Source organism: Streptomyces sp. NBC_01363 (genome assembly GCF_026340595.1).
In the GTDB taxonomy this organism is placed as follows: domain Bacteria; phylum Actinomycetota; class Actinomycetes; order Streptomycetales; family Streptomycetaceae; genus Streptomyces.
The window spans coordinates 3,830,430-3,842,495 of record NZ_JAPEPF010000001.1; the positions used below are offsets into that span (position 1 = coordinate 3,830,430).

9 protein-coding genes are annotated in these 12,066 nt (G+C 70.8%); 8 read left to right on the forward strand and 1 reads right to left on the reverse strand.

What is annotated here, in order from left to right:
* Window positions 1-162: 162 nt before the first annotated feature.
* Window positions 163-3,222 (forward strand): excinuclease ABC subunit UvrA, encoded by a 3,060-nt coding sequence (gene uvrA / locus OG611_RS17600; RefSeq protein ID WP_266420887.1) that lies wholly within the window; start codon window positions 163-165, stop codon window positions 3,220-3,222.
* A 262-nt stretch (window positions 3,223-3,484) separates the two neighbouring features.
* Window positions 3,485-3,913, forward strand: a complete 429-nt coding sequence (locus tag OG611_RS17605) for a Rieske (2Fe-2S) protein (protein WP_266420890.1) — start codon at window positions 3,485-3,487, stop codon at window positions 3,911-3,913.
* Between the two features lie 39 nt (window positions 3,914-3,952).
* Here OG611_RS17605 and OG611_RS17610 read toward each other — a convergent pair whose 3' ends face one another.
* A complete protein-coding gene (locus tag OG611_RS17610; RefSeq protein ID WP_266420893.1) occupies window positions 3,953-4,879 on the reverse strand; it encodes a hypothetical protein in 927 nt (308 codons plus the stop codon).
* Window positions 4,880-5,106: 227 nt separating this feature from the next.
* Between OG611_RS17610 and OG611_RS17615 the strand changes: the two genes are divergently transcribed.
* The 6 genes from OG611_RS17615 to whiA all read left to right on the forward strand — a co-directional run bounded on the left by OG611_RS17615 (window position 5,107) and on the right by whiA (window position 11,865).
* Complete coding sequence (locus OG611_RS17615) at window positions 5,107-5,742, forward strand: papain-like cysteine protease family protein (RefSeq protein WP_266420896.1); 636 nt, start codon at window positions 5,107-5,109, stop codon at window positions 5,740-5,742.
* 4 nt (window positions 5,743-5,746) lie between these two features.
* Window positions 5,747-6,640 carry a hypothetical protein gene (locus OG611_RS17620; protein ID WP_266420899.1) on the forward strand — a complete coding sequence of 298 codons (894 nt, stop codon included), beginning with the start codon at window positions 5,747-5,749 and terminating at the stop codon, window positions 6,638-6,640.
* Between the two features lie 119 nt (window positions 6,641-6,759).
* Complete coding sequence (uvrC, locus tag OG611_RS17625; protein WP_266420901.1) at window positions 6,760-8,868, forward strand: excinuclease ABC subunit UvrC; 2,109 nt, start codon at window positions 6,760-6,762, stop codon at window positions 8,866-8,868.
* Entirely contained in the window at window positions 8,865-9,854 is a 990-nt protein-coding gene (gene rapZ, locus OG611_RS17630) for an RNase adapter RapZ (protein WP_266420903.1), read from the forward strand. The genes uvrC and rapZ overlap by 4 nt, the downstream gene beginning before the upstream one ends.
* Entirely contained in the window at window positions 9,851-10,885 is a 1,035-nt protein-coding gene (gene yvcK, locus OG611_RS17635; protein ID WP_266420905.1) for a uridine diphosphate-N-acetylglucosamine-binding protein YvcK, read from the forward strand. Before rapZ ends, yvcK begins: the two co-directional genes overlap by 4 nt.
* The gene (gene whiA / locus OG611_RS17640) at window positions 10,876-11,865 is read left to right on the forward strand and encodes a DNA-binding protein WhiA (RefSeq protein ID WP_093539665.1); all 990 of its coding nucleotides are present in this window, start codon (window positions 10,876-10,878) and stop codon (window positions 11,863-11,865) included. Before yvcK ends, whiA begins: the two co-directional genes overlap by 10 nt.
* Window positions 11,866-12,066: the final 201 nt, after the last annotated feature.

Consider the following 12,066-nt stretch of genomic DNA (forward strand, 5'->3'; position numbering starts at 1 on the left):
GCCTCGCCACTCATTCGGGTGAAGGAGCCCATGGTCGTCCATAAATCGAATGTGCGTGCTATACGCTCGGAGTCGAAAGCTTCGTACATCGCTGTGGCGCCCCCCATACCCTGGGACAGGGGCTCAGTTCCCCCGCTTCTCTCCAGAAAGGTGCGGACCGGCGTGGCCGACCGTCTCATCGTCCGTGGCGCTCGCGAGCACAACCTCAAGAACGTCTCGCTCGACCTCCCTCGCGACTCCCTGATCGTCTTCACCGGTCTCTCCGGGTCGGGCAAGTCGTCCCTTGCGTTCGACACAATTTTCGCCGAGGGCCAGCGGCGCTACGTGGAGTCCCTCTCCTCGTACGCCCGCCAGTTCCTCGGCCAGATGGACAAGCCGGACGTCGACTTCATCGAGGGACTCTCGCCCGCCGTCTCCATCGACCAGAAGTCGACCTCGCGCAACCCGCGCTCGACGGTCGGCACGATCACCGAGGTCTACGACTACCTCCGGCTGCTCTTCGCCCGGATCGGCAAGCCGCACTGCCCGGAGTGCCGCCGGCCCATCTCGCGCCAGTCGCCGCAGGCGATCGTCGACAAGGTGCTCGGCCTGCCCGAGGGCAGCCGTTTCCAGGTGCTCTCGCCGCTGGTGCGCGAGCGCAAGGGCGAGTTCGTCGACCTCTTCGCCGATCTGCAGACCAAGGGCTACAGCAGGGCCCGGGTCGACGGCGAGACCATCCAGCTCTCCGAGCCGCCCAAGCTGAAGAAGCAGGAGAAGCACACCATCGAGGTGGTCATCGACCGTCTCACGGTGAAGGACAGCGCCAAGCGCCGGCTGACCGACTCGGTCGAGACCGCGCTCGGGCTCTCCGGCGGCATGGTCGTGCTCGACTTCGTCGACCTCCCCGAGGACGACCCCGAGCGTGAGCGGATGTACTCCGAGCACCTCTACTGCCCGTACGACGACCTCTCCTTCGAGGAGCTCGAACCGCGCTCCTTCTCCTTCAACTCGCCCTTCGGCGCCTGCCCCGACTGCACGGGTATCGGTACGCGGATGGAGGTCGACCCGGAGCTGATCGTCCCCGACGAGGAGAAGTCGCTCGACGAGGGCGCGATCCACCCCTGGTCGCACGGCCACACCAAGGAGTACTTCGGCCGGCAGATCAACGCGCTCGCCGACGCCCTCGGATTCCGTACGGACATCCCCTGGGCCGGTCTGCCGCAGCGGGCCAAGAAGGCGCTGCTCCACGGCCACAAGATCCAGACCGAGGTCCGCTACCGCAACCGCTACGGGCGGGAGCGCGCGTACACCACCCCCGCCTTCGAGGGCGCGGTGCAGTTCGTCAAGCGGCGGCACTCCGACGCCGAGAGCGACTCCAGCCGGGAGCGTTTCGAGGGCTACATGCGCGAGGTGCCCTGCCCGACCTGTGAGGGCACCCGGCTCAAGCCGATCGTCCTCGCGGTGACGGTGATGGAGAAGTCCATCGCCCAGGTCGCCGCGATGTCGATCAGCGAGTGCGCCGAGTTCCTCGGCCGGATGAAGCTCAACGCCCGCGACAAGAAGATCGCCGAGCGGGTGCTGAAGGAGGTCAACGAGCGGCTGAAGTTCCTGGTCGACGTCGGCCTCGACTACCTCTCGCTCAACCGCGCGGCCGGCACCCTGTCCGGCGGCGAGGCCCAGCGCATCCGGCTCGCCACCCAGATCGGCTCCGGCCTGGTCGGTGTGCTGTACGTGCTGGACGAGCCGTCCATCGGCCTGCACCAGCGGGACAACCACCGGCTGATCGAGACCCTGGTCCGGCTCCGCGACATGGGCAACACGCTCATCGTCGTCGAGCACGACGAGGACACCATCAAGGTCGCCGACTGGGTCGTCGACATCGGCCCCGGCGCCGGTGAGCACGGCGGCAAGGTGGTCCACTCCGGATCGCTCAAGGAGCTGCTGGCCAACGGCGAGTCGATCACCGGTCAGTATCTGACCGGCGCGAAGTCGATCCCGATGCCCGACGTCCGGCGCCCCGTCGACCCGCAGCGCATGCTCACGGTGCACGGCGCCCGGGAGAACAACCTCCAGGACATCGACGTCTCCTTCCCGCTCGGCCTGCTCACGGCCGTCACGGGCGTCTCGGGTTCGGGGAAGTCGACGCTGGTCAACGACATTCTCTACACCCACCTGGCACGCGAGCTGAACGGCGCCAAGTCGGTCCCCGGCCGGCACACCCGGGTCGACGGCGACGATCTGGTCGACAAGGTGGTGCACGTCGACCAGTCGCCCATCGGTCGCACGCCCCGGTCCAACCCGGCCACGTACACCGGCGTCTTCGACCATGTCCGCAAGCTGTTCGCGGAGACGATGGAGGCGAAGGTGCGCGGCTATCTGCCGGGCCGCTTCTCCTTCAACGTCAAGGGCGGCCGCTGCGAGAACTGCTCCGGCGACGGCACCATCAAGATCGAGATGAACTTCCTGCCGGATGTGTACGTCCCGTGCGAGGTCTGCCACGGAGCGCGCTACAACCGGGAGACCCTGGAGGTCCACTACAAGGGCAAGTCCATCGCAGAGGTGCTGGACATGCCGATCGAGGAGGGCCTGGAGTTCTTCGAGGCCGTTCCGACGATCGCCCGCCACCTCCGTACGCTCAACGAGGTGGGCCTCGGATATGTGCGGCTCGGCCAGTCCGCGCCGACGCTCTCCGGCGGTGAGGCGCAGCGCGTGAAGCTCGCCAGCGAGCTGCAGAAGCGCTCCACCGGCCGCACGGTCTACGTCCTGGACGAGCCGACCACGGGTCTGCACTTCGAGGACATCAGCAAGCTCATCAAGGTGCTCGCCGGGCTGGTCGACAAGGGCAACTCGGTGATCGTCATCGAGCACAACCTCGATGTGATCAAGACCGCGGACTGGGTCATCGACATGGGCCCCGAAGGCGGCAGCGGCGGCGGTCTGGTCATCGCCGAGGGGACTCCGGAGGAGGTCGCCGGGGTTCCGGCCAGCCACACCGGCAAGTTCCTCCAGGGCATCCTGGACCCGGACCGGGTGAGCGAGGCCGCAGTGCCCGCGGCCCGCAAGCCGGTGCGGAAGGCGTTGGCGAAGAAGGCGGTCGCCGCGAAGTCCGCCCCGGCGAGGAAGACGGCCACGGCCAGGACCGGCGCGGGCAGGACCGCGAAGTCCACCACGGCCGAGACCGCCAGGACGGCCGCGGCGAAGAAGCCCGCGGTGAAGAAGGCGACCCGCGCGCGCAAGGCCTGACACCCTCGAGTCGAGCGGCGGCCCCCGGAGCTCCGGGGGCCGCCGCTCGTGTTCTGCCGCTGCTGAGCCGCCGAGCCGCTGACCAGGAACGACCGGTCTCGGGTGGCCCGGCCGCAGGGCCCTCGGTCTCCGCCGGTATCGTCGGTTCTGTCACCGATGGCACCGATGGCTCTGACGGCTCCGATGTCCGCGGTACTCCTGGTACTCGCGGCGCCCCGGTCGCGCCCGGTGCCCATCCGCCCCTCCGACCAGTGGAGACCGCATGTCCGGCCAGCCCGCCGCCCGCCGTACCGTGCTGAAGGGTGCCGCTCTCGCCGGCGTCGCCGGGCTGGGAGTGGCCGCCTGCTCGACCGAATCGAAGCTCGGCCACGCCGAGACGCCGACGCCGACCGCTCCCGTCGAGCTCGGTGCGCCGGACGAGATTCCGGTCGGCGGCTCCAAGCTCTTCCGCAACGAGCGGGTCATCGTGAACTGCCCGGCCAAGGGCCAGTACAAGGCGTTCAGCGCCCAGTGCACCCACGCGGGCTGCCTGCTGGACAAGGTCGAGGACAACGTGGGGAAGTGCCCCTGCCACGGCAGCCACTTCGACACCACGACCGGCAAGGCGATGCGCGGCCCGGCGACCGCGCCGCTGCCCTCGGTCCCGGTCAGGGTCGAGGGCGGAAAGCTGATCGCGGGCCCCGACGCCTGACACCGGCCGTGGACCGGTTCACTCCGGTCCCGGTCGATTTCAGTCCCAGTCCCAGTCGATGCCGACCAGACCGGGCCGTACCCCCTGCTCCACCAGGTGAACGGTCCGGTGCCGGCCGGTCAGCGTGAGATCCGTACGGGCGCCGCGCGACGCGCCCGCCGAGACCTGCGCGAAGCGCCGGCACCGTACCGGCAGCGCGGCCTCGTCGAAGGCCACCTGCAGCACGTACTGCCCACCGCCGAAGCTGAACCCCCGCACGTACTCGCCGCACGGACCTCCCGTGCCGTCGTCGAATCCGTAGCCGAAGAGGTACGTGTCGCCCGCCCTCAACCGGGTGTCGAAGAGCAGCTCGGCGACGAGCATCCCCGTCCCGCGGTCCCAGCGGACCCGCCCCGTCCGGCAGTTCTCCTGTGCCGTCACCGTCACCCGCGCCGGATCGCAGCCCGGATCGCCCCGGTGGACGGCGAGGTAGCGGTCGATGTCGTCCCGGTGGGCACGCACCACATGCTGCGACTCGCGCTGCCGCAGCTCCCGGCCGGGACCGATCCGTACCCGCTCGTGATGCCCCACCGTGTGCAGTCCGCCGTCCACCGGTGACCCCATGGCCGCCAGCAGCCGCTCCACGGCGCCGGACGACTCCATCAGGGAACGGTACGAACGCGCGGCCGGACGGTCGGCTTCCGGGCGTGCGCTCCCGGTTCCCAGCAACCGGAAGAGCGAGTTCCCCGGCAGCTCCAGCACCTCCTCCAGCGCCTTCACGGCCCGCAGGGACTCGGCGCGCTGCGGGCGCCTGGCCCCCTGCTGCCAGTAACTCAGGCTCGTCACCCCGACCTTGACCCCGCGATGCGCGAGATGGTGCTGCACCCGCTGGAGCGGCAGCCCCCGCACCGACAGCGCGGTGCGCAGTGCCAGATGGAACGGGCCGGTGTGCAGCACCTGCGCCAGTTCGGCCTCGGTGTGCTGCATGAGGTCCTCCAGGTGAACGTTCACGACGCGGCGTGGGAGACCGCGATGGTGGGGGCGGTGCCGCAGGTGGCCGGGGGAGTGCCGTTCACGTATCCGCCACGCCGTTCACACCGCGATGTTCCCCCGCATTGAAGCGTGTTGACCCGTCCCCGACAACGGTTGATGCTCCTCGGACAGCGTCCGGACGCGCTCCTCCGATCCCACACCCCCGCCCCGGGAGGAACGTCATGCGTAACCGAAGAATCCGAACGGGACTGCTCCCGGCCATGGCCGCCCTGGCCGCCGCACTCCTCGCCGTACCGACAGCGACCGCCACGGCGGCGCAGCACCCCGCCCCGGCCTCCGCCACGGCGCGAAGCGCCACCGCCGGCAGCTCCGTCGCCGCCACCCAGCGTCTGAACATCACCATGCAGGCCCAGGAGAAGACCAACTGGTGCTGGGCGGCCTCCGGCAACACCGTCGCCACCTGGTTCGGCCGGAACTACTCGCAGAACCAGTTCTGCAACGCCGCCTTCGGCCGCGCACAGGGCTACGAGTGCCCCAACTCGCAGGCCACGCTCGGCAATGTCCAGGACGGTCTCCACTGGGCCGGCGTCAACCCCGGTTCGTACGTCACCGGCTGGCTGCGCTACCCCACCGTCCAGGCCGAGATCGCCGCGGGCCGCCCCGTCGAGACGCGCATCCAGTGGTCGGCGGGCGGCGGCCACATGCATGTCCTGTACGGGTACGACGACGCGAACAGCTGGGTCTACTGGGGCGATCCCTGGCCCTCCAGCAACCGCTACAACTGGGCCTCGCACGCCTGGTACGTGAACAACAACGAGTTCTCCTGGACCCACTCCCTCTACCGGATCGGAGCGTGACGGGATGATCCACGAGACCGCACGCGCCGCACAGGGCATACGGTCCCCGCGGGCCGCCCGGTCCGCGGCCGCCGCCCTGGCAGCCACCGGCGTCCTGGCCGGCGCCGCCCTGCTCACCGTCGCGGCCCCCGGGACGGCCGCCGCCACCGGACCCACCGCCGGTCCGGCCGAACTGGCGGCGGCCCGACAGGTGGCCTGCGACCCCGCGACCCTGGACACCCTGGCCCGGTTCTTCGCCCGCGAGGGCACGATCACCAGGTCGGCGGCGGCCCCACGCATCGAGGGCGCCGCCGTTCCCGTACACACCCTCGATCCGGACTTCGTGGCCGGGAAGCCGGGAGCGCCCGTCGCGAGGCTGGACTACCTCGCCAGCACGGCCGTCTCCTCGGACGGCCGGAAGGCGTCGCTGTGGACCCTTCCGAAGGAAGGGAAGGACGGCGGCTGGCAGGTGGTGAACATCGCGACCGGCGACGACGAGACGAGGTACGCCGCCGCGGGCGCCCGCAAGCTGCCCGGCGGCACGGTCTTCCGTGAACCGCAGGTGGACGCCTGGTACGTCCAGAAGGGGACCGAGGTGCTCCCGCTGGACCAGGACGCGGTCCGCGCGGTCGGCGCCCGGGGCACCACGCTGGCCGCCTACCGCGCCCGGGTGCGCGCCGCCTACGGCGACAAGCTCCCCGGCTCCCGATACGCCCGCTCCGGCAAGGCGGGCGGCTACTCCCCGTCGACCGCCCCCGCGCCTGACAGCCTGGAAACCCGCACGGTCGCGGCGGGCACGGGCTCCGGCACGGCGCTGACCGCCACCTCGACCGCCGCCGGAGCGGGCGCCCTCGTCGTGCTCGTCCTCAGCAGCCTCACCGTCCTGCGCAACCGTCGCCGCCACCGGGAGACCCCGTGACCGGCAACGGCACCCCCTGATCCCGTGCTCCGGGGCGCGCTCCCGCGATCCGCGCCCCGGAGCACGGCACCCCCGCCGGCCCGGCCGCACTGTCACTGCCCGCAAGTAGGGTGGGACACATGGCAGACCCCTCCAGCTACCGCCCCAAGCCGGGACAGATCCCCGACTCCCCGGGGGTCTACAAATTCCGCGACGAACACCGCCGGGTGATCTACGTCGGAAAGGCCAAGAACCTGCGCCAGCGCCTGGCCAATTACTTCCAGGACCTGGCCGGGCTCCACCCGCGTACGCGCACGATGGTCACCACGGCCGCCTCGGTGGAATGGACGGTCGTCACCACGGAGGTCGAGGCCCTCCAGCTGGAGTACTCCTGGATCAAGGAGTTCGACCCGCGGTTCAACGTCAAGTACCGCGACGACAAGAGCTATCCGTATCTCGCGGTCACACTCGACGAGGAGTTCCCGCGCGTCCAGGTCATGCGCGGAGCCAAGAAGAAGGGCGTGCGCTACTTCGGTCCCTACGGGCACGCCTGGGCCATCCGCGAGACGGTCGACCTGATGCTGAGGGTCTTTCCGGTACGTACGTGCTCCGCCGGAGTCTTCAAGAACGCCGCCAGGACCGGCCGCCCGTGCCTCCTCGGCTACATCGGCAAGTGCTCGGCCCCCTGCGTCGGCCGCGTCACCCCCGAGGAACACCGCGAACTGGCCGACGACTTCTGCGACTTCATGGCCGGCCGGACCGGTACGTACATCCGCCGCCTGGAGAAGGACATGATGGCGGCGGCCGAGGAGATGGAGTACGAGCGGGCGGCCCGGCTCCGCGACGACGTGGAGGCCCTCAAGCGGGCCATGGAGAAGAGCGCCGTCGTCCTGGCCGACGCCACCGATGCCGACCTGATCGCGGTCGCCGAGGACGAGCTCGAAGCCGCCGTCCAGATCTTCCATGTGCGCGGCGGCCGGGTGCGCGGCCAGCGCGGCTGGGTCACCGACAAGGTCGAGAACGTCGACACCTCGGGTCTGGTCGAGCACGCGCTCCAGCAGCTGTACGGCGAGGAGAGGGGCGACTCCGTCCCCAAGGAGGTCCTTGTCCCGGCCCTGCCCGAGGATCCGGACGCGGTCTCCCAGTGGCTCGCCGGCCGCCGGGGCTCCCAGGTCAGCCTGCGCATCCCGCAGCGCGGCGACAAGAAGGACCTGATGACGACGGTCCAGCGCAACGCCCAGCAGGCTCTGGGGCTGCACAAGACCAAGCGCGCCTCCGACCTGACCACCCGCTCCCGCGCCCTGGAGGAGATCGCCGAGGCGCTCGGCCTCGACACCGCCCCGCTGCGCATCGAGTGCTTCGACATCTCGCACCTCCAGGGCGACGACGTGGTCGCCTCCATGGTCGTCTTCGAGGACGGCCTCGCCCGCAAGAGCGAGTACCGCCGCTTCCAGATCAAGGGCTTCGAGGGCCAGGACGACGTCCGGTCGATGCACGAGGTGATCGGCCGCCGCTTCAAGCGGTACCTGCAGGACAAGGAACGGACGGGGGAGTGGGAGGAGACCCCTGCCCCGACCGGACCGGTCCCGGCACCGCAGACCGCCCTGGCGGCCTTGACCGATCCGGCGGCCCCGACCGGCCCGGACGCCGTCCCCGGCCCGGACGCCGTCCCTGATACGGACGCCGTCCCCGATCCGGATGCCGAGCCCCGTGAGGACGACGGGCGTCCCAAGCGGTTCGCCTATCCGCCGCAGCTCGTCGTGGTCGACGGCGGCCAGCCGCAGGTCGCCGCGGCCAAGCGGGCCCTCGACGAGCTGGGGATCGACGACATCGCCGTCTGCGGTCTCGCCAAGCGCCTCGAAGAGGTCTGGCTGCCCGATGACGACGACCCCGTCGTCCTGCCCCGTTCCAGCGAGGGCCTCTATCTCCTCCAGCGCGTCCGCGACGAGGCCCACCGCTTCGCGATCACCTATCAGCGCGCCAAGCGGGCCAAACGCATCCGTTCCAGCCCCCTGGACGCCGTCGCCGGTCTCGGCGAAACCCGGAAACAGGCGTTGATCAAGCATTTCGGCTCCGTGAAGAAGCTGAAGCAGGCGACAATCGACGAGATCTGCGAGGTTCCGGGGATAGGCCGCAGGACGGCGGAATCAGTGGCTGTCGCCCTCGCCTCCGCCGCCCCGGCCACGCCCGCCGTGAACACGGCGACAGGAGAGATCATTGAAGAGGACGACGGGGGCAGCACGACATGACCGAGCGTGAAAACGAACACGAAGCCGAGCGCGAGCAAGAAGTCGAGCACGACGGCACCGACCGAGCAGACGGAGCAGGACACGTGAGTACGGGCACCACGATCGAGACGAGCGACGGGAATGCGGCCATTCCCGAGCTGGTGATCATCTCGGGGATGTCGGGCGCCGGGCGCAGCACGGCGGCCAAGTGTCTGGAGGACCTCGGCTGGTTCGTCGTCGACAACCTGCCGCCCGCCCTGATCCCCACCATGGTCGAGCTCGGCGCCCGCTCGCAGGGCAACGTGGCGCGGATCGCCGTCGTCGTCGACGTCCGCGGGCGCCGCTTCTTCGACAACCTCCGCGAATCCCTCGCCGACCTGGAGGCCAAGCACGTCACCCGGCGGATCGTCTTCCTGGAGTCCTCCGACGACGCCCTCGTCCGCCGCTTCGAATCGGTCCGTCGCCCGCACCCCCTCCAGGGCGACGGCCGGATCGTCGACGGCATCGCCGCCGAGCGCGACCTGCTGCGCGAGCTCCGCGGCGACGCCGACCTGGTGATCGACACGTCCAGCCTCAACGTGCACGAACTGCGCGCCAAGATGGACGCCCAGTTCGCCGGCGACGAGGAGCCGGAGCTGCGCGCCACGGTGATGTCGTTCGGCTTCAAGTACGGCCTGCCGGTCGACGCCGACCTGGTGGTCGACTGCCGCTTCCTGCCCAACCCGCACTGGGTCCCCGAGTTGCGCCCGTTCACCGGGCTCAACGAGGAGGTCTCCGCCTACGTCTTCGACCAGCCCGGCGCCAAGGAGTTCCTCAACCAGTACACGGAGCTGCTCCAGCTCATCGCCGCCGGGTACCGCCGCGAGGGCAAGCGCTATGTGACGATCGCCGTCGGCTGCACGGGCGGCAAGCACCGTTCGGTCGCCATGTCCGAGAAGCTGGCGGCCCGGCTCGCGACCGAAGGCATCGAGACCGTTCTCGTCCACCGGGACATGGGGCGCGAGTGACCAGCCGCAATCTGCGCCTGCGGCGGCTGCGCAGGGCCACCTCCGCGCTGTCCGGCCGCAAGCGCGGCGCGCAGCCCAAGGTCGTCGCCCTCGGCGGCGGCATGGGCCTGTCCGCGTCGCTCGCGGCGCTCCGCCGGATCACCGGCGATCTCACCGCCGTGGTCACCGTCGCCGACGACGGCGGCTCCAGCGGCCGGCTCCGCGAGGAGCTCGGCGTCCTGCCGCCCGGCGACCTGCGCAAGGCGCTCGCCGCCCTGTGCGGTGACGACGACTGGGGCCAGACCTGGGCCCGGGTGATCCAGCACCGCTTCCAGTCCAAGGGCGATCTGCACGAGCACGCGGTCGGCAATCTGCTGATCGTCGCCCTCTGGGAGCAGCTCGGCGACCATGTACAGGCTCTCGACCTGGTCGGCAGGCTCCTCGGGGCGCACGGCCGGGTGCTGCCCATGTCCGCCGTGCCGCTGGAGCTCCAGGCGCTCGTCCGGGGACACGACCCGGCCCGCCCGGACGACGTGGACACCGTGCGCGGACAGGCCACCGTGGCGCTCACCCCCGGCGAGGTGCAGTCCGTCCACCTCGTCCCGCACGACCCGCCGGCCGTCCCCGAGGCCGTCGCCGCGGTCCTCGACGCCGACTGGGTGGTGCTCGGCCCGGGGTCCTGGTTCTCCTCCGTGATCCCGCACCTGCTCGTCCCCGAACTGCTCGACGCGCTCGTCGAAACCAAGGCCCGCAAGGTCCTCTCGCTCAACCTCGCACCGCAACCCGGTGAAACTGATGGCTTCTCCCCGCAGCGTCATTTGGAGGTTTTGGGACGACACGCCCCTAAACTCGCCCTGGACGTGGTGTTGGCCGACGAAGCCGCCGTGCCCGATCGTGAGTCCCTCGCCGATGCCGCCAAGCGGCTCGGCGCCGCGGTCGAGCTGGCGCCGGTGGCCTCACCCGACGGCGTTCCGATTCATGACCCGGAGCTGTTGGCCGCCGCGTACGACCGTATTTTTCGGATGCATGGAAGGATCGGCCCATGGCGATGACGCCGGCGGTGAAGGACGAAATTTCCCGGCTTCCCGTGACCCGGACCTGCTGCAGAAAAGCAGAGGTCTCGGCGATTCTTCGGTTCGCGGGTGGACTGCACCTGGTGAGCGGCCGGATCGTGATCGAGGCGGAGCTGGACACCTCGATGGCGGCGCGCCGGCTGAAGCGGGACATTCTCGAGATCTTCGGGCACAGCTCGGAGCTGATCGTGATGGCGCCCGGCGGGCTGCGGCGCGGCTCCCGCTACGTCGTACGCGTCGTGGCGGGCGGCGACCAGCTGGCCCGCCAGACCGGTCTGGTGGACGGCCGCGGCCGTCCCATCCGGGGCCTGCCCCCGCAGGTGGTCTCGGGGGCCACCTGCGATGCCGAGGCCGCCTGGCGCGGTGCCTTCCTGGCCCATGGCTCGCTGACCGAACCGGGCAGGTCCTCCTCCCTGGAGGTGACCTGCCCCGGCCCGGAGGCGGCGCTCGCCCTGGTCGGCGCCGCCCGCCGGCTCTCCATCGCGGCCAAGGCCCGCGAGGTGCGCGGGGTGGACCGGGTCGTCGTCCGCGACGGCGACGCGATCGGCGCCCTGCTCACCCGGCTGGGCGCCCATGATTCGGTGCTGGCCTGGGAGGAGCGGCGGATGCGCCGCGAGGTCCGCGCCACCGCCAACCGCCTGGCCAACTTCGACGACGCCAACCTGCGCCGTTCCGCGCGGGCCGCGGTCGCCGCGGGCGCCCGGGTGGGGCGCGCGCTGGAGATCCTGGGCGAGGAGGTGCCCGAGCACCTCGCGGCCGCAGGCCGGCTGCGCATGGAGCACAAGCAGGCGTCCCTGGAGGAGCTGGGCGCGCTCGCCGACCCGCCGCTGACCAAGGACGCGGTCGCCGGCCGGATCCGCCGGCTGCTGGCGATGGCCGACAAGCGGGCCCAGGACCTGGGGATCCCGGGCACCGAATCCACTCTCAGCGAGGAGCTCGCCGACGGCCTGGTGGGCTGACCCGCGACGGCGGTGAATCCGGCCGGATCCGGGAAGCGCGGCGCTCCACGGGATGTTGACGCTGCGTAATTTCCGCTGCGTGTACGGCCGAGTGTTCGGAGGCCCGTACTCCTATCGAGGAGTACGGGCCTCGGCGGTTCCTGCGGCCCCGCTCGATGTCACCCCGGGGCCGTCGGAGAGGTAGGGTCGGAGGCGGTCGGG

Excerpts from the sequence above, each read along its gene's own strand:
- OG611_RS17605 (WP_266420890.1), top strand. The coding sequence starts at position 3,485 with ATGTCCGGCCAGCCCGCCGCCCGCCGTACCGTGCTGAAGGGTGCCGCT.
- OG611_RS17610 (WP_266420893.1), bottom strand. The coding sequence starts at position 4,879 with ATGCAGCACACCGAGGCCGAACTGGCGCAGGTGCTGCACACCGGCCCG.
- OG611_RS17615 (WP_266420896.1), top strand. The coding sequence starts at position 5,107 with ATGCGTAACCGAAGAATCCGAACGGGACTGCTCCCGGCCATGGCCGCC.
- OG611_RS17620 (WP_266420899.1), top strand. The coding sequence starts at position 5,747 with ATGATCCACGAGACCGCACGCGCCGCACAGGGCATACGGTCCCCGCGG.
- uvrC (WP_266420901.1), top strand. The coding sequence starts at position 6,760 with ATGGCAGACCCCTCCAGCTACCGCCCCAAGCCGGGACAGATCCCCGAC.
- rapZ (WP_266420903.1), top strand. The coding sequence starts at position 8,865 with ATGACCGAGCGTGAAAACGAACACGAAGCCGAGCGCGAGCAAGAAGTC.
- whiA (WP_093539665.1), top strand. The coding sequence starts at position 10,876 with ATGGCGATGACGCCGGCGGTGAAGGACGAAATTTCCCGGCTTCCCGTG.